The organism is Streptomyces sp. NPDC057287, from assembly GCF_042667905.1.
Taxonomy (GTDB): domain Bacteria; phylum Actinomycetota; class Actinomycetes; order Streptomycetales; family Streptomycetaceae; genus Streptomyces.
The window spans coordinates 466,709-483,261 of the sequence record NZ_JBHUYV010000002.1 but is presented as its reverse complement, the minus strand read 5'-3'; the positions used below and the strand labels follow the sequence as shown (position 1 = coordinate 483,261).

At 67.0% G+C, this 16,553-nt stretch carries 11 protein-coding genes and 5 pseudogenes; 7 read left to right on the top strand and 9 right to left on the bottom strand.

Going from position 1 to position 16,553, the window contains the following annotated elements:
• Positions 1-19: 19 nt before the first annotated feature.
• Positions 20-625 (top strand): hypothetical protein, encoded by a 606-nt coding sequence (locus tag ACFUNE_RS05450; RefSeq protein ID WP_383562464.1) that lies wholly within the window; start codon positions 20-22, stop codon positions 623-625.
• 410 nt (positions 626-1,035) lie between these two features.
• On the opposite strand, the gene ACFUNE_RS05445 is transcribed toward ACFUNE_RS05450, so the two are convergent.
• The 4 genes from ACFUNE_RS05445 to ACFUNE_RS05430 all read right to left on the bottom strand — a co-directional run bounded on the left by ACFUNE_RS05445 (position 1,036) and on the right by ACFUNE_RS05430 (position 4,122).
• Positions 1,036-1,527 carry a MarR family winged helix-turn-helix transcriptional regulator gene (locus ACFUNE_RS05445; RefSeq protein ID WP_383562462.1) on the bottom strand — a complete coding sequence of 164 codons (492 nt, stop codon included), beginning with the start codon at positions 1,525-1,527 and terminating at the stop codon, positions 1,036-1,038.
• Positions 1,528-2,166: 639 nt separating this feature from the next.
• Positions 2,167-2,388, bottom strand: a complete 222-nt coding sequence (locus tag ACFUNE_RS05440; protein WP_383562460.1) for a helix-turn-helix domain-containing protein — start codon at positions 2,386-2,388, stop codon at positions 2,167-2,169.
• Positions 2,388-2,873, bottom strand: coding sequence for a DUF2975 domain-containing protein (locus ACFUNE_RS05435; RefSeq protein ID WP_383562458.1), 486 nt, complete (start codon positions 2,871-2,873; stop codon positions 2,388-2,390). Before ACFUNE_RS05435 ends, ACFUNE_RS05440 begins: the two co-directional genes overlap by 1 nt.
• A gap of 415 nt (positions 2,874-3,288) precedes the next feature.
• Positions 3,289-4,122: a PIG-L family deacetylase gene (locus ACFUNE_RS05430; RefSeq protein WP_383562456.1), complete on the bottom strand. Its 834-nt coding sequence runs from the start codon at positions 4,120-4,122 to the stop codon at positions 3,289-3,291.
• Between the two features lie 467 nt (positions 4,123-4,589).
• On the opposite strand from ACFUNE_RS05430, the gene ACFUNE_RS05425 reads away from it, so the two are divergent.
• Entirely contained in the window at positions 4,590-4,859 is a 270-nt protein-coding gene (locus ACFUNE_RS05425; RefSeq protein ID WP_383562454.1) for a GlsB/YeaQ/YmgE family stress response membrane protein, read from the top strand.
• Between the two features lie 66 nt (positions 4,860-4,925).
• Positions 4,926-5,075, top strand: a pseudogene (locus tag ACFUNE_RS05420) (hypothetical protein); the annotation flags it as partial.
• Positions 5,076-5,235: 160 nt separating this feature from the next.
• On the opposite strand, the gene ACFUNE_RS05415 reads toward ACFUNE_RS05420, so the two are convergent.
• Positions 5,236-6,375: a ricin-type beta-trefoil lectin domain protein gene (locus ACFUNE_RS05415; protein ID WP_383562452.1), complete on the bottom strand. Its 1,140-nt coding sequence runs from the start codon at positions 6,373-6,375 to the stop codon at positions 5,236-5,238.
• Between the two features lie 462 nt (positions 6,376-6,837).
• Entirely contained in the window at positions 6,838-9,801 is a 2,964-nt protein-coding gene (locus tag ACFUNE_RS05410) for a lectin (protein ID WP_383563040.1), read from the bottom strand.
• A gap of 791 nt (positions 9,802-10,592) precedes the next feature.
• Here ACFUNE_RS05410 and ACFUNE_RS05405 point away from each other — a divergent pair.
• Positions 10,593-11,268 (top strand): annotated as a pseudogene (locus tag ACFUNE_RS05405) (phytanoyl-CoA dioxygenase); the annotation flags it as partial.
• 1,283 nt (positions 11,269-12,551) lie between these two features.
• Here ACFUNE_RS05405 and ACFUNE_RS05400 read toward each other — a convergent pair.
• Positions 12,552-13,151, bottom strand: a complete 600-nt coding sequence (locus tag ACFUNE_RS05400) for a DinB family protein (protein ID WP_383562450.1) — start codon at positions 13,149-13,151, stop codon at positions 12,552-12,554.
• 354 nt (positions 13,152-13,505) lie between these two features.
• Positions 13,506-13,670: pseudogene (locus ACFUNE_RS05395) on the bottom strand (pirin family protein); the annotation flags it as partial.
• Positions 13,671-13,765: 95 nt separating this feature from the next.
• Between ACFUNE_RS05395 and ACFUNE_RS05390 the strand changes: the two are divergent.
• Positions 13,766-14,920, top strand: coding sequence for a tyrosine-type recombinase/integrase (locus ACFUNE_RS05390; protein WP_383562448.1), 1,155 nt, complete (start codon positions 13,766-13,768; stop codon positions 14,918-14,920).
• Between the two features lie 51 nt (positions 14,921-14,971).
• Here ACFUNE_RS05390 and ACFUNE_RS05385 read toward each other — a convergent pair whose 3' ends face one another.
• Entirely contained in the window at positions 14,972-15,157 is a 186-nt protein-coding gene (locus ACFUNE_RS05385) for a helix-turn-helix domain-containing protein (protein WP_275322472.1), read from the bottom strand.
• 274 nt (positions 15,158-15,431) lie between these two features.
• Between ACFUNE_RS05385 and ACFUNE_RS05380 the strand changes: the two are divergent.
• Both ACFUNE_RS05380 and ACFUNE_RS05375 read left to right on the top strand, forming a co-directional pair.
• A pseudogene (locus ACFUNE_RS05380) lies at positions 15,432-15,554 on the top strand (3-hydroxyacyl-CoA dehydrogenase family protein); the annotation flags it as partial.
• 688 nt (positions 15,555-16,242) lie between these two features.
• Positions 16,243-16,470, top strand: a pseudogene (locus tag ACFUNE_RS05375) (IS5/IS1182 family transposase); the annotation flags it as partial.
• Positions 16,471-16,553 lie beyond the last annotated feature (83 nt).

Here is a 16,553-nt window from a genome sequence, read left to right as displayed (position 1 = left end):
CGACGGGGGATCTCCCACCATGAACAAGCTCCGCACCGCACTCGCCACCGCAGCCGCTGCCGCACTGGGCCTCGCGGCCCTCGCCACAGCCCCGGCGCAGGCCGCTGCCCAGCCCGCCTTCCTCGCCGCCTCCCAGATGCCGCCGTCGTCGACGCCGTGGACCGCCACCCAGGTCTTCACCGGCGTCCCGGAGAACGGTGGCGTCCTCTGCGCCCCGTACAAGATCCCGGCGCAGAACACCCGCTACCGCGAGTTCAGCACCGAGCTCGACACCAACGGCGTCCAGGTCACCACCGTCGCCCGTACCGAGGCCGACGCCGTGAAGCTGGTCGACACCCTCCGCGGGGCCCTCGCCGGCTGCGGCCCCCTGCTGGAGCAGCAGAACCCGGGCCTGCAGGCCGTCAGCGCCTCCCACGGCAAGCTCGCCGTCGAGGAGGGCGCCTGGGTCTACAGCCTGGACACCGCCGACCCGCAGATCGGCATCTCCGACATCCACCTGTTCTCCGTCGGCCGCGACGGCCGCACCGTCACCCTCGTCCGCTGGGGCCAGATGGGCGACTTCGAGGACGCCCCGCTGACCGCCTTCCGCACCACGACGAAGACCGCCGTCAACAAGCTCCACTGACCCGGGGGCTCCCCCGAGGGCTGACCACAGCTCGACAGCGGCGCGGCCGGAACCCGGGCGCGCCGCTGTCGTGCCCACCTGCTCCGCCGGCGGCGACCACTTCCTGGCCTTCACCAGCATCGCCTGCACCCTCATCTGCTTGCGCAGACTCGCCAAATGAGATGGTCTCTAAGTCCACCCCTGCGCAGCAACCGTCGCATCCCTCTTCATCCCGGCTCTGCACATGATCGGCCGGACAGCTCCTGGGCGAACAAGCAGCGCAACGCCGTCGAGCGGTGCATCAACCGACTCAGGCAGCGGCGCGGCCCAGCCATGCAAACGGAGGAACTCGCCGCTCCCCTCCGATCCGCACTCAAACTCGCCGCCGTCCTCATCTGGACCCGCAGCTGAACGAAAGTGCGACGAATTGGCTAGGAGCTTCTGTCTCCCTCGACATTGGCGATCATCGTGCGCAGTACCTTGAGCGCGGCCACGTACTCCTCGTCACTGATGTCCTGGTGAACCTCTGCGCGCAGCTCCGTGGCCAGTCGGCGCAGCCGGACCCTGGCAGCCTCGCCGGCATCGGTGAGGTGCAGCTTCTGGCTGCTGTCGATCCGTAGCCAGCTGCGGTGCAGCAACTGGTCGATGACTCGAGGGATCTCGTGCTGCCCGTCTGCGAGGGGGGTGAGCTGGGTGATCACCTCTTCACGGCCGGGTGCCGTGGGCCCGCCGGTCACCCGGTTGAGTACCCAGTACTGCGGCTGGGTGACATCGATCCTGGCCATGGCGTCACGCAGACGCCGGGTCACCGCCTCGTGGACCAGGCCTGCCCAGTAGCCGATGGGCTGGCCGGCCAATGTGCCGTCTGTGGCGGCCGGATCAGCCGGTGCCTGGTCGATAGCGCTGCCGCTCAACGGTTCCATGATCGCGACGCTACACCTCCACCATGCACGTGGACACTGACGAACACCGCATCTCCGCCACACGCACCGCACGGCATTGCCGGTCCCCCCGTGAGGCTCGCCATTGCTACCAAGTCGCCCCATCTGATGCGCAGTTCCGTTGATCGGCGCCAACCAGAGAGACGGGCCCCAGCTGTTGCATCGTTGCCGGGGCTGACCGGCGGCGTCCTCGCGATCCGATTCTGGCGACCCCTCTCGTACGCTTCCCGGATGACGGCCGGTATGCGAGCGGCCTCGCCATCGTGGTTTCGTTCACGAGAACGGGCAGCAGACCTTGACCACTTCGGGAGGGCCGTCGAGAGGAGTTGGTTCCGCGTCATCATGAACGCCGAGGACATCGGGATGCCTTGGCCGGGCGAGGTCGACGGCACGTTCGCCGAATTCCACATCGAGGACGCCGACGTGGGCGAGGCACTCGGTGTCTGGCGCGAGGAGTGTGCCCGCGCCCGCGCCGTCGCTTCCTCCTTCGTATCCCTCGACGACACCATCAGCCGGCGCGGCGAGACCGTCTCGTACACCTCTCACCGGTCGACGAGCCGGTTCCCGCATGAGCCGTGGGACCAGGCCGTCAGGCCGACTTCATGCCCGCCCGGGGACACGTCATTCGTCCGCGGCGTCCTCGGCCTCCCAGCGCAGCAAGTCGCCCGGCTGACACCTGAGCACCTCGCAGAGGGCGGCGAGCGTGGCGAAGCGCACCGCCCTGGCGCGGCCGTTCTTGAGCACAGCAAGGTTGGCGGGCGTGATCCCCACACGGTCCGCGAGCTCGCCCACGGACATCTTCCGCCTGGCCAGCATCACGTCGATGTCGACGGTGATCGGCATCAGATCACCTCGTCCAACTCGGCCTGCATCTGCGCCGCTTCGCCATCGCGCGCGACGGCCTGGGTGAGCAGCATCCGCAGCACGAGCACGATGAGCGCGACCCCCAGGATGGCCACGCCGATCCCGCCCATGATGACCGTGACACCCGGGTCCTCCCGCTGGCCCGGCGCGTTGAACGCGGTGACCGCGAACCACATGAGGGCAGCGGCCACGATCGCGCCGATCACGGCGTCCACGTACCGGAACGCCGCGTGCGAGAACACGGTGCCGCGACGCACCATCGTCACCAGCCGCCCTACGCAGACCAGGGCGACCTGGGCCGACACCATGCCCAGGATCGTGATCACGCGCAGCGGCGTCAGAGGGAGCGACCCGTCCTCCGGGTCGGTGGCCAACGCCCACACCATCGATGCCTGCACGAACACGGTGCCGATCAGCACCACCACGAGCACGGCGCGCAGCGCACACACTGTCAGCTTTCCCACGGCCCGTCCTTCCCTCGACTTACGATATGAATCTATCGATTTTCGATAGGTTGAACAAGGCTGGAGTGGAAGGTGGTGTCGGCTGCCCCCATCGGACGGGACACCGCCGCTTTCCCACGGCACGGCGAGCGAGTGGACGGCCACTCGCCACTCCCCTGGAAGGCCGTGCCGGAACCGTGAGAGCGGCGGACCCGTCGATGCGGCGCCTCGCACAGACCTGCGGACGGCTCGATGCGGCGCCTCGCACCGCGGCACCCGGGCGGCACCGCGGCATGAGCATGACGCACGGTGCAGACGCCTCCGGACCCCCGCCCGGCCCGATCAGGTCGCTGTTCCCCGTTCGGCGATGCGGGCTCCGGGGTCGGCGGCGCGACGATCCTGGAAGCGCGGGCCGGAAGCGGATCGAGCCGCTGGATCAGCGCAGTCCGGCGAAGAGATCGTTCTCGGGTACGGGCGCGCCGGTGGCGTCCTTGACGCGTACGAAGGTCTCCACACCCATCAGCTCGCCGAACATCTCCTTGCCCATCTTGAGGAAGAAGATGTTCTCGCCCTGACTGGCGTGCGCAGCCAGCGCATCGAACTTCTGACCACTGAAGGCCACGGTGTCCACCCACGTGGTGATCTCTTCGTCGGGCAGTCCGATCTCGGCCATCGCGGCGGCCTCTGCGGGATCCGGCTCCGTCATGTCCTCGTGAAGCTCGCGCATGGTCTCGCCGAACCGCTGCATCATCGAGCGGGGCATCGTGGTCCAGTACACCTTCGGCGTCAGCTCGGTCATCTCCAGTGCCGCCATCGTGATGCGGTGGGCCTGGATGTGGTCGGGGTGGCCGTAGAAGCCGTTCTCGTCATAGGTGACGACCACATCGGGTCGATAGTGCCGCATGAGTTCGGCGAGCCTGGCCGCGCCTTCCTCCACGGGGGTCTGCCAGAAGGATCCGGGGGCGTCGTTGCTCGGCCAGCCCACCATTCCGGAGTCGGCGTAGTCCAGCATCTCCAGATCGCTGATCTTCAGTACGTCACAGCTCGCTTCGAGCTCTCGACGGCGCATCGAGGCGACGGCCGCCGGATCGTGCCCGGGATCGCCCGGCTTGGCACCCCCCTCTCCATCCCCGCAACCACCGTCGGTACACGTCACGAGAACCGTGCGGATGCCTTCCGCGGCATACCGAGCGAGGACCCCTCCGGTTCCGGTGGCCTCGTCGTCGGGGTGAGCGTGCACTGCCATGAGCGTCAAAGGCCGGTCAGTCATGAAACATCCTTCTGCAGAAATACGTCTCGGTCCGAGCGCTCGGCGAGCGCGCCGCGATCCTGGAGCCCGGACTCCGCCGGGGCGGCAGGCCCTGTTGTCTCCGTGTTCTCGGCAGATGCGGCGCCGGGACCTCGGTCGATGCAACCATGCCGACCCGACCCGCTGTTCCCGGCCCAGCCCGTTGATCTTCCGGACGTCGGAGTTTCCACGCGGAGGAGTACGGGCGCGGTCTGCACACCTCAGCGCAGCGTCGACCTCTACGGACCGACACCCTGCGCCGCGAGGCCGGCGGTACCTCCCCTGGTACCTGTCTCCGCAATCAGCGACCGGTTCGGCCCTGATGCCGAGCCGGCCGGCACCCCCGCCCACCCATGGCACAAAAGAGTGTGTGACTCACGTTTGAAAGCGTCGGCACGGTAAAGACGGTCGTTGACACCGTCTTTATACCCCCAGGTAGGAGAGGCATTATGGGCATCATTGCTTGGATCTTCATCGGGTTGCTCGCGGGCCTCATCGCCAAGGCGCTCATGCCGGGCAAGGACCCGGGCGGCATCATCATCACGATGCTCATCGGTATCGCGGGCGGTCTGCTCGGCGGCTGGCTCGGCAAGGTCATCTTCGGCGTCGACTCCATCGACGGCTTCTTCGACCTCTCCACCTGGATCGCCGCCGTCGTCGGCTCGCTCATCCTGCTCGTGCTGTACCGCGTCATCACCGGCAACCGCCGCCGCGCCTGACCCGTCGCACGCCCGTCATCACCGAACGGCTCCGCCCCACCCGGGCGGAGCCGTTCGGCGCGCCACGTCCAGATCTACGACTGCAACGGCAGCACGGCCCAGCGGTGGCGGGTCAGGGCCGATGGGACGATCGTCGGTGTGGGATCGGGCAAGTGTCCCGATGTGACGGGCCACCCGCACCGAGAGCGGCACTCCGGCCGTGATCTGGACCTGTAACGGCGCGTCCGACCAGCAGTGGGCACGCACCGGCTGATCCAACTCGGCGGCGACACCGGACCATCACGAGAGCGGGTCCCCCGCGCGGAGTCGCCTCCGTGCGGGGGACCCGCTCTCCCGCTCGAGTCACGCCCCACCACCTCGGACGGGTGGCTGTGCGCTACACGGCCGGCAGCGCGGTCCACTTCTGATTGGGTCCCCCGTTGCAGTCCCACAGCACCAGTCGCGTGCCGTCGGTGGTGGAGGCCGCGGGGTCGTCGAGGCACCGTCCGGACGCCGGGTTCCGGTAGCCGCCGTTGTAGACCTGCCAGATCTGGTTGGTTCCGCCGTTGCAGTCCCAGAGCTCCACCTCGGTGCCGTTGGCAGTACCGAAGCCCTTCGCGTCCAGGCACTTGCCCAGCGCCCGCAACGTCCCGTCCGACCGCGCGGTCCACCACTGTGCCTCGCCGCTGTTGCAGGACCACAGCTGCACGGCCGTGCCGTTCGTGGTGTTGCCGCCGTTGACGTCCATGCACTTCCCCGCGATTCCCGACCTCACCTGACCGCCGGTGGCGACGGGTGCGCTGATCCAGCCCGCGGCGTCGGCGGCCTGAATGCCGCCGTTGAAAGCTGTGGCCATCTTGCGGTAGCCGGCGTCGTTGGGGTGCAGGCCGTCAGCCAGGTCACCGGCGGTCAACGTACCCGTGCCGACCTGGCGGACGTGCTTGCCTGCTGCCTGCTTCGCCTGGACGATCCCCGTGATCTGCTGGTTGAACCACGCCCGGTTGGCCTCGATCGTGGAGTTCGTGGAGACGATCAGTGGGGCGACCAGCACGGTCGCGTCCGGGGCCGCGGCCACCACCCGGTCGATCAAGGAGTTGAGCCGGTCCGGCGCGGTGGGCACCTGGTAGTTCTGGCCCAGGTCGTTGGTGCCGATCATCAGGGTCACGACGTTGGGCCGGTAGCGGGACAACGAGGCATTGGCGATGGAGTCGATCTGATCGATCCGCCAGCCGGAGTGGCCTTCGTTGTCGGGGTCCGCCATGGACCCCGCCCGGGAGGTGCCGACGAAGTCCAGGGCGTACCCCCGGGCCGCCAACTCGTCCCAGAGCGGCCCCCGGTAACCGTTTCCGGTGCTGCTCCCGATGCCGTCGGTAATCGAGTCACCCAGCGGCATGACGCGCAGGGCGGAGGCCGCCGCTTCGGCCTGCCCGCTGGACGCCGGCGACCGCTCAGCTCCCGAGGCGGGGAGTGTGCCGCCCCACAGCGAGGCGGTGGTGACAGCCAACGTCACGGATAACGCTGCGAAGAGTCTGTGCATCACGAGTCCTTTTCAGGTGGAGTGTGCTGGGGTCGGGGTGCGAGCCTGAACGGTTCACGGAAGCGGGCTCCGGGCAGCAGCCCCGGTACCTCTGATCGCGGGAGCCCCGTTCTCGGACTCGCAGCCGGTAGTGGCGTCGAGGAGGGCGGGAACACCCTGACGGCAGCCGTGGTCGGTGACGTTCCCGCTGCTCCAGTGCGGCCGTCCGGTCGAGGGCGTTGAGGCCGCCTCGGTCGTAGGCACTGTTCACCCGGCGAGTGAGGGCCTACGACCTGATGGCGCTGTCGCCCGGCGCCGGGGGCTTGATCCCGCTCGCGTAAGGCACCGGTCCGCAGCCCTGGACCTCACGCGGTGGAGACGTCTCCGGGCGATCAGCGCGCACCGTTGCACGGTGGGACCGGGTCGCCTGAACGAGCGCATGCACGCGCGCCCAGGCGACCCGCGCAGCTGAGAGGGTTCAGGTCAGCCGAAGGTCCACTGTTGCTGGACTGCTCCGTTGCAGTCCCTGATGCCGAGTTGGGTGCCGTCCGTGCTGCTCGCACCGGGCACGTCCAGGCACCGGCCGGAGTTGGGGTTGGTCAGCGCTTTGGTGGAGGCGTTGTAGGTCCACCTCTGGTTGGCGCCGCCGTTGCAGTCCCACAGGCTGATCAGTGTGCCGTTGGCAGTGCTGTCGGGGATGTCCAGGCACTTGCCGAGGACCACCAGCGAGCCGTCACCGGCCAGGCTGATCCGCTGTGCGGCCGTGCCGTTGCAGGACCAGATCTGAATCCTGGTGCCGTTGGCCGTGGAGGCCGAGTTGTCGTCGATGCACTTGCCCGCGATGCCGGACCTGACCGGTCCCGGCACCGGCAGTGACCACTGCTGCTGGATGGCCCCGTTGCAGTCCCAGACGTGCAGCTGGACGCCGTCGGCCGTGCCGGCACCCGGCACGTCGAGGCAGCGCCCCGACAGCGGGTTGACCAGCGCCTTGGTGGCGGCGTTGTGGGTCCACTTCTGGTTGGCACCGCCGTTGCAGTCCCAGAGGGCGACGAGCGTGCCGTTCTGGCCGGCACCGTTGCCCGTGACGTCGAGGCACTTGCCCAGAACCCGCAGGGTGCCGTCATCGGCCACCGTGATCTCCTGCGCGGCCGAACCGTTGCAGGACCACGTCTGGATCCTGGTGCCGTTGGCCGTGGAGCCCGAGCTGTCGTCGATGCACTTGCCCGCGATGCCGGACCGGATCGGACCGATGCCGGCACTGGTGCCGGGCCCCGGGGGTCTGGGTCCGCCGTCGCCGTTGTAGGAGGGGGGTGCGGAGGAGACGGCGGTGGCCCAGTCGGTGTTGGCGGTCGTGCCCAGGCTGAGGTTGAGGGTTCCGCCGTTGATGACGGTGCTTGCGGGGAGATAGGCGTTGTTCCAGTTGCTGCCGTTGAAGGTGGCGCTCTGGACGTAGGGAGCGTTGGTGGCGGCCTGTGGGGCGTTGACGACGAGCTTGCTGCCGTTGGCCAGGGTGACGGAGACGTTGGTGAACAGCGGGCTGCCCAGGGCCAGGTCTGCGGTGCCGGGAGTCATGGGGTAGAAGCCCATTGCCGAGAAGACGTACCAGGCACTCATGGTGCCCAGGTCGTCGTTGCCGACACCCCAGTTCGCGGGATCGTTGGGCCACAGCTGGTTCTGGACGTCGCGGACGATCTTCTGGGTCTTCCAGGGCTGCCCGATGTAGTCGTACTCCCAGGGCAGCTCGATGGACGGTTCATTGCCGAGATCCGCGTGGGAGCCTCCGGCGCCCTTGATGCCGGACAGGACACTGTCGAGGTAGGTGGCGAACTTCGCGTTGCCGCCCATGGCGTCGGCCAGACCGCGGACATTGTGCGGGACCGCCCCGGTGTACTGCCAGGACGTTCCCTCCACGAACTGGTCGCTGCTGGTCGGGGTGAACGCCGACCGCCACTGCCCGTTGGCCAGCTTGGGCTGCATGAACCCGCTGTCGGCGTTGAAGACGTTCTTCCAGTCCTGCGCCCGGTTGGCGAACTGCCGCTGCGAGGTCGTGTCACCCAGCGCACCCACGAACGCCGAGGTGGCGAAGTCCTGCGCGCTGTACTCCAGCAGCGTGGCCACCGAGCCGTAGAAGTCGCGCGGATACGTCCCGTCCGAGGGCAGAAACCCGTACTTGGTCTGCAGGTCCAGGCCCATCCGGATGGGATTGCTCGTCGTGCCCTGCTTGATCACCGCCTTCCTCGCAGCCTCGGTGTCGAAGTTCCGCGCCCCGAAGGCGTGGTAGGCCGCCAGGATCGCCGGGCCCGGGTCACCGTTCATGACCTGCGTCTCGGCGGAGTTCAGCGACCACTTCGGCAGGAACCCCGCCTGTGCGAAGTCGTTCACCAGCGACTGCGCGCTGTCACTGGCCTCCGCCGGGGCGACCAGGGCGTGCAGCTGAGCCTGCGTGCGGTAGATGTCCCACCCCGAGTACGTGCCGTACTGGGCCTTCTGGTTGCCCGAGACCGTGTGGACCTTGTGGTCGAAACCCCAGTAACGCCCGTCGGAGTCACTCAACAGGTTCGGGTGCAGCAGCGACCTGTACAGCGAGGTGTAGAACACCTTCTGCTGATCCGGTGTACCCCCCGAGACCGACACCCGGTTCAGCACGTCGTTCCACGCGTTGTGTGCGGCGTTTCGGGTGCCGTTGAAGTCCCAGCCGGCGTTCTCGGCGACCCGGTTGGCCTTCGCCCCGTCGATCGACACGTACGACAGCCCGACCTTGGCCTGCACCGTTCGGTTGCTGGTGGTGTTGAAGGTGACGGAGTTGCCCCCGTTGAAACTGCCGTTACCCGTCATCGGCTGGTCGAAGACCATGTTGAAGTACGCCGTGTACGACGGCGCCGAGGCGCAGAACAGACCCGCGTCGACCGAACCGGAGACCTCGGTACTGCTGATCCGGTTGAAGTGCAGGTTCGTCGCCTTGTCCGCACTCAGTTTGAACACCAGGTTCGCCTGCGTCGTCGCTGGGAACGTGAACCGCGCCATCCCTGACCGCGGTGTCGTCGTCAGCTCGGTGGCGACCCCGTTGTTCAGGTTCACCGAGTACGCGCCCGCGCTGGCCGTCTCATTGCTGTGCGCGAACCCGACGTTGGCGTTCCCGTCGACGTTCCCGACCGTCGGCAGGACCGGAATGTCGCCCATCGCACCGCATCCGGGGCCGGAGATGTGGTTGAGGCTGAAGCCCGTGACAACGTTGTCGGACCATGCGTAGTTGCCACCCGGCGGACGCGAGGGAGTATCCGGACTCCAGGACACCATCCCGAACGGCCGGTCCGCACCGGGGAACACGTTCCCCTCGTGCGAGGTGCCCAGGAACGGGTTCACCAACGAAGCAGGATCAGACACCGCGGCAGCAGCCACGGGAGCCGCTTCCGCGGCGGCACTGGGCGCGGACAGGCCCAGAATCATCACGAAGCACGCTAACGGAAGACGCCATCGTTTCATCGTTGCGGCTCCAGGTGGGGTGGCCGGCGCTGTGTCGCGGCACAGGGGGGTTCGAGTGAGGCATAGCAAAGAGGAGAACCTCAACACCTGTCAACGCCGCCGACCGAAGTCGCCGACAGACTCAAAGAGACATCGGATCAACGCAGTTGGAGCGCGACGCCTCCATTCCGACAGCAGCCGAGGGCGCCTACACACACTCACCGACGCATGTGGCCGCCTGCGATCTCGGCGCCGGCCCCTCCCGCCAGCGCGGGGACGGCGCCGGGCCCGACGGCCCGCCCGGGTCCGCCGTGATCGGCACGCCCCGAGCAGCGGAGGACCCGAGGACGGGCCGGGAGGCACGATCAGCTCCGAGTAGTCCGACCATTCGTCCTGACCGCTGACTCCGCCCATGGGTACTCGCCAGCTTCCAGGAGAGCGCTCTCCTCCAGCGCCCTCAAGCACGGACCTGCTGTGTGAGCGGTCGCGCTCCAGCTTTCAGCCGGGCAGTTCCTCGCCCTGGGCGCGGCGGTGCGGCAGTGCGGCATGGGCAAGCCGGTCCCTGGACAGCCGCCATCAGCTGTCGCGGTCGCCCGGCGGACCTCAACGACCGGGTGCTGCGGTACAAGAAAACCCAGCCGAGATCGATCATGGCCTACCGGGCGGCGAGCGCCGCCGACCGCTGCGTTGACCACCCGATGAAGACGGTGCGGAGGATGTCGGGTGGCCGGGCAGGTGTCGTCGCACGCTGGGGGAATGGATGACACGACCTCGGCTTGGTATCCCGCTTCCCCCGCGACGGCTTCGTGAAGTTGGAGCGCGCTGTCGCGCCGCGCGTGGCCGCGGACTGCACGCGACTGCTGTGGCGGGTGACGGGCTGCGCCCCGGACGACCCCTCGACGTGGACGCAGCCTGTGCACCGGGTGCCCGGCATGGGGCAGGGGCCGTTCGCCGCCGCACCCGACTCCCCTTCGTTGCACCGCGCGTACGATCTGCTCGTCTACGATCTGCTCGTCGGCGCGGGACGCTGGGAACCGCGCTACTCGCTGGGCACGTTCCCGCTGCGCTTCCCGCAGGAGAAGGAGCCGGACGACGCCGGCCGGCACATCGAGGGGAGCTGTCTGCCGGAGGGCGAGAGTTGGTACTTCACGAATCTGCGCTCGCGGGACCGGGCGCTGCTGATGCTGTTCCTGTTCAGCGAGGTCGGCGAACAGGACGAGCCGACCCGCATTCGAGTCGGCTCACACCTGGATGTGCCGAAGGTGCTGGAGAAGCACGGCGAGGACGGGGCGAGCGGGCTGATCCTCGACCCCGGCATGGTCGCGGCGTCCGACCACCGGCCACTCGCGCTCGCCACCGGGCCCCCGGGCGACGTGTTCCTGTGCCATCCGTTCCTGGTGCACACGGCGCAACCGCACCGTGGGGTGCGGCCTCGCTTCATGCAGAAACCTGGCACGCATGGCGGCCACCTGCACCACCCGCGCCGGTGTTCTCCGCGCTCGCGGCATGCGCTGTCGGAGAACGTCCGACGCCGCCGAGCGGGAAGCCAGCAGCCCCGCACTGGACCCAGTGCGGGGCTGCTGGCTCACCCAGGTGTCCGAGTAGAAGACCAGGACCGGATCGCGCGGCAGCGCCCCCGACCCGGGAAAGCTTTAGAAGAAGTGCTTGCGCCCACCGACCGCGCGACCTGTCGCACCCAGGATCCACAGGATGGCACCCACCAGAATGAGGATGCCGCCGATCGTCGTCAGCAGCCCCATGCCAACAAGCAGGCCGATAATCAGCAGAATAAGCCCAAGAATGATCATTTTAAGATCCCATCGTCAAGTCCGACTCAAACGCGTCTGCGTACAAGTTTCACAACGGCCGATATTTGTTTATTGGTTTGTAGATCCCGAATGGCTCCGAAACCCAGGCCCTCGGTGTCATAGCGCTTGTGCCCGGCGACACGGTATTCACACACCCCCTCGAAACTTCGTTCACGAAGCGGCTGCTGAACTGGGCCAAGGCCACCCGGATCCCCGACCGGCCGGGGACTCGCCGACCGCCTCCGGCTCATCGAGCTGATCCGGCTCAGGGCCCCCGCATGGCCGCCCGGCCACTCGACGAGGTCTTCCACGCATCGGACGAACAAACGGCCTACTCTCCGGGCACTGCCACCCTCGACGTCGCACCCCGGCGGCACCGGACAGTCACCGACGAACGGGGGCCCAGCCCCGCACCCGCTCGACGCGGTACACCGCCGTTCGGGGCCGGGAACCGGCTGGGAGCAGGACGAGTGCCACCATTCACTTTCACCCACCTCGCCGAGCAGGACGCCTCGGTGTTGGCCTCACGGTGAAGCCCCAGCAGGCCTTGAGGCGTCCGCCACGCTTCCCGTTCCGCCCCAGGAGCCGCAGACACACTTGAATTTTCACAAGCAAGGGGATCCAGCCTGATCCACAGCGAGCAGCTCCCGTGTCGTGTCCCACGCATCGGCCGCACGACGCGCGTCCTCAGGGCGCCCTGCTACGCGTGCTGGGGAGCGGAGATACGGAGCGCAGCGAGGCCCGCACCGAGCGCGACCCGACGTCCTGAGCCAGTGATGACGAGGCCCCGCCGGACTCCCGGCGGGGCCTCGTCATCGCACGGGCGCCCTCGCAGCCCTGTCACGCGTCTGTCACCACATACATCAGGAACCAGACGCTTCGACAGATCACCCCTCACGGCGGCCACCATGCCGCTCGAACCTCAAGTCACGCCACAGTCCTCTGAGCTCCTGCCGATGCGGCCGATCTGGCGGCCTGCTCGATCTTCGCGCAGTAGGCGGCTCTGGCTTCCTCGTCGATCTGCATCTCATGTTCGGGGCGCATCCCGGTTCGGCCGTCGACGCCTTCGCGCAGGATGTCGGCGTGCCCCGCATGCCGGTTGGTCTCGCCGAGGACGTGGACCATGACGGCGAACAGGTTCGTGCCGGAATGAGGCTCCGGCCACCAGGGCACGTGGCCGGGGGTATCGAGGGGAAGCTCGTTGATCGTCGCGTCCGAGTGTTCCCACGCGCGCCGGTAGAACTCGATGATCTGATCGCGGGCCTCGCCCTCAGCCGCCCACAGATCGCTGCCGTCGTGGTCCTGCCACCGGGGCAGCGGTTCCGGGGAAGGGCGGTCGAAGACCTCGCCAAAGTACCTGGCCTCGACGCCGGCCAGGTGTTTGACCAGGCCGAGAAGGTTACTCCCGGTCACTGTCAACGGTCGGCGGGCGTCGTATTCGGACAAGCCGTCGAGCTTCCAGAGAAGCGCCTCGCGGTCCCGCCGCAGTCTCCCGTGCAGGTTGTCCTTCGCGAATTCATCGATCATGCGGCATGAGCCTGCCATGGGCTACTCGCGGCCTCAAGATCCCGCGTGGACCGTGCCGACACGTGGGGCTACGTCTTGAAGAGCGGCCCCAGCAAAACTGCCGCTCCAAGACTCGCCGGCGTGAGGTCGGGAGCACGCCTGGACGAATGGCGTTTAGTTGACTACTCGTCAGCAAGGTCAACATTGGGTCAGCATTGGCCCGATTGGACCTGCACACACACGGCGACACCTCCGCCTTACAGCCGACCCCGGACGGTATCGCATCACAAACTTGCAGCAGCAAGTGATATCTGACAGGCCGGTACGATCCACGCCCCCACTTCCGCTGGCCTCCGCATCCCCATAAGGCCTTGCTCAGCGAGTACGACCCCGCGGCTTCAAGGGCCCCGGCGGTAGTTCCGGGGCGGAGAGCCGCGCCCCTGCATACCCGTTCACATCCCCAAACCTCATCCCCTTCACCCAGTCCTCGCGCGCCCCGCTGATATCGTCGTGGGATCTAGCGATGAAGTTCCACCACATATCACGGAATTGCCGTTTCTCCCCAGGTCAGGGGGCTCAGGCACCATCGCTGGTCAGCAAGAGGTCAGCATTGGACGCAAGGGAGCTTTCACGAGATGGCAGCACGCACACTCGCTCACGGCATGGGGTCCTTCTTCAAGGAGTGCGAGCACCCACGGCATCGCTGGGCAAAGTGCCTCCACCCATACAAGATTCGCTATCGCAGCTCGACAGGAAAGCAAGCGGAGGAGGGAGGCTTCGCCACTCAGGACCAAGCGATCTCGCGGTTGACAGAAATCTACAAGGAGAAAAAGGCTCGGCCCTCCTCACAGGCAAGGGCTGACCGCATCCAGAAGTACGGATCCATGCGCTTCCAGGAATACGCCACCGAATGGATGGCAGGGCAGCGGCACCTCGCAGCAGCTTCTGTCCGCCACCTCGAGTCACTCCTGGAGCACCACATCCTGCCGGCACTCGGCAGCCGACGGATGAACAGCTTCGACCACAAGGTGGTCGATGGCTTCATCCGGACCATGGAGAAGGCACACGCGGGTCTGGCCACTCAGGCAAACGCCTTCGACAAGCTGCGGGCGATACTCCTGGATGCGCATCAACTCGGCCTCTACGCAGAGAGCCCACTCACCGGCGTCAAGCCTCCGCAGTACGATCCGTCCCGCGCAGTCATCCCTTCCCTGCCCCAGCTCCGATCCCTGCGTGAAGCCGGAGACGACGCGTTCAAGTTGATCGTCGACCTGATGAGCGGCTGCGGACTCCGCAATGGTGAAGCCGCAGCCATCAACCTCAACAACCTCGTCGCGGACGACGTCTACCGCGTCAAGGAGCAGGTCGTCATGTCGACAGGGAAGTACGGGCCTTTGAAGCACCGAAAGGCGTGGCAGTATCGCGACGTACCGCTGCCCTCCAGCGTCAGGGTAACGATCGAGGAATACGCGGAGAAGCATGGCTCGATCGACGGCTATCTGCTTCGCCGACCGACGGACCCCACGCAGCCGTACCCTCATTGGGGTGTGTCGAACCAGTGGAGTCGGCTGAAGACCGCAGGCGCGGCGGACATACCGGAGGGGATGGTGCTGTACGGACTGCGCCATTTCTTCGCTTCGAACTGCCTCAGCCACGGGATTCCAATCACAGACGTCGCCGACTGGATGGGCCACAGGAACCTCGATGTCACCTTCAAGATCTACCGCCATCTAATGCCCGGCTCCATCGGACAGGCGGCCAAGATACTGGACATGGCCCTAGTTGCATAACACTCGATCAGGGGCGGGGCATCTGACACGATGCCCCGCCCCTGATGACGCTCAGCCGACGTACTGCTGACTGACCCACTTCTGGATGTCACTGATCTTGAACTGCAGCTTGGCGTTACGACCACTGCCGAACTTGTACGCCACCAACCCATGACGAGGTGCGTCACGGTAGAGCCAAGTCAATGACACGTTGAGATATTCGGCGGTCTGTTTGGCATTCAGGAACTGCGCAGCCATGGTGACCACTCCTCGGATAGACATGGCAGTGATCCTCCCGACGGTTCCCGTTTTGGCCATGCCCCCAGTCAATGATATGAACAACTCGCGATCAGTGAGCTGTTTGCAACCTGCAGACGTTGAGCGCAAGTTGGGCAGCCCTGCGCGGAAGCGGACCGAAACTACAGATCCTCAAATGGCTGGCGCAACAGAGGGTCCGTTGCACCTCATTCAAACTCGATGTCCAAGCCGCCCCATAGCCAACGAAGACGAAGGTCACAGAGGTATCCGCGGCGCCGATGAGTTGTACGCGGAGTACAAGGAGCCCCTGTACGCCGCTCCCCCGCTGCTCCAGCGCATGGTGGACGCGGGCCGGCTCGGCCGCAAGACGGGCTCGGGGTTCTACCCGTACGACTGACCACCCGTATGCGGGCCCGGCGCACACGGCGCCGGGTCCGCGGGGGCGCGTTTTTCGAGGTCAGGACCGCGTGCGGCCCCGAAGGGCCTCTTCTTTTATTGCCGACCCGGCGTCCTGCCGGAGCGCTACGGAGCGGGTACGCGGGTGCGCGAGCCCGAAGCCCTGGGCCTTTCAGCGCTGTCGCAGCCTCCCGTGCTTGTACTGCTAAATCTCCCTCGGATGTCCCTCCGGCAGAGCTGAAAGTCCCTGAAAAGTCCCTGGCAACTCGGACCCGGGACCTACGGATTGTGAGTACGCGAGCGATCCCGACACACCGTGCCCGGGAGTGCCGCCAGATGTGGTTTCGCCTGGTCAGACAGCTCTGGTTAGGGGCGCTCATGCTGTCCTGTGTCGGCACGTCCAGAGAGGTCCGCGCTCCCCTTCCCCTCACCGACTCTGCGTCGGCTGACGCCGGGCGCCGGGCACCGCGGCAACTCACCACAACCGACCGCACCTGGGGGACCACTGGCCCGGCAGTTCGGCGGTTCGACGGCTCACAGAGTCGACGGGTGGTCGAGTGTGTCGGCTGCGGGTGGCCGAGTGCGTAGGCCGGCGCTAGCTGGCCGGGAACCCTGAGCCTTTTCCATCTTGATCAGGTGGCGCGTTCGAGGGTGACGATGGCACGGACGATGACTGCGATCCGGCCAGTGGCGCCGGGGGCGCGGCCCGGGTCCCGTACTGGGGACGCTGGGAGACGCTTTCCAAAGGCCAGAAGGCCGCCAACCGGTCACAGGCAAAGATCTGAGCTCTGGTCGAGCGAGCCGTTGCCACCCTCGAGTCCTGGCGACTCCTCCGCAAACTTCGGTGCTCGCCAACCCGCATCACGAGCTTCGTCCAGGCCGTGCTGGCCCTGCATTTGGCCAGCTCAGAGCGATGATGAAAAAGGCTCCATGCCTCGTTCGCCGGAATGGAGATCTGCGGATTCGGCCTGAGACCGCCCCCGATACTCGACCTTGACCG

What these genes read in the sequence shown, in the direction of transcription:
- ACFUNE_RS05450 (WP_383562464.1), top strand. Translation starts at nt 20, where the DNA reads ATGAACAAGCTCCGCACCGCACTCGCCACCGCAGCCGCTGCCGCACTG.
- ACFUNE_RS05445 (WP_383562462.1), bottom strand. Translation starts at nt 1,527, where the DNA reads ATGGAACCGTTGAGCGGCAGCGCTATCGACCAGGCACCGGCTGATCCG.
- ACFUNE_RS05440 (WP_383562460.1), bottom strand. Translation starts at nt 2,388, where the DNA reads ATGCCGATCACCGTCGACATCGACGTGATGCTGGCCAGGCGGAAGATG.
- ACFUNE_RS05430 (WP_383562456.1), bottom strand. Translation starts at nt 4,122, where the DNA reads ATGACTGACCGGCCTTTGACGCTCATGGCAGTGCACGCTCACCCCGAC.
- ACFUNE_RS05425 (WP_383562454.1), top strand. Translation starts at nt 4,590, where the DNA reads ATGGGCATCATTGCTTGGATCTTCATCGGGTTGCTCGCGGGCCTCATC.
- ACFUNE_RS05415 (WP_383562452.1), bottom strand. Translation starts at nt 6,375, where the DNA reads ATGCACAGACTCTTCGCAGCGTTATCCGTGACGTTGGCTGTCACCACC.
- ACFUNE_RS05410 (WP_383563040.1), bottom strand. Translation starts at nt 9,801, where the DNA reads ATGATTCTGGGCCTGTCCGCGCCCAGTGCCGCCGCGGAAGCGGCTCCC.
- ACFUNE_RS05400 (WP_383562450.1), bottom strand. Translation starts at nt 13,151, where the DNA reads ATGATCGATGAATTCGCGAAGGACAACCTGCACGGGAGACTGCGGCGG.
- ACFUNE_RS05390 (WP_383562448.1), top strand. Translation starts at nt 13,766, where the DNA reads ATGGCAGCACGCACACTCGCTCACGGCATGGGGTCCTTCTTCAAGGAG.
- ACFUNE_RS05385 (WP_275322472.1), bottom strand. Translation starts at nt 15,157, where the DNA reads ATGGCTGCGCAGTTCCTGAATGCCAAACAGACCGCCGAATATCTCAAC.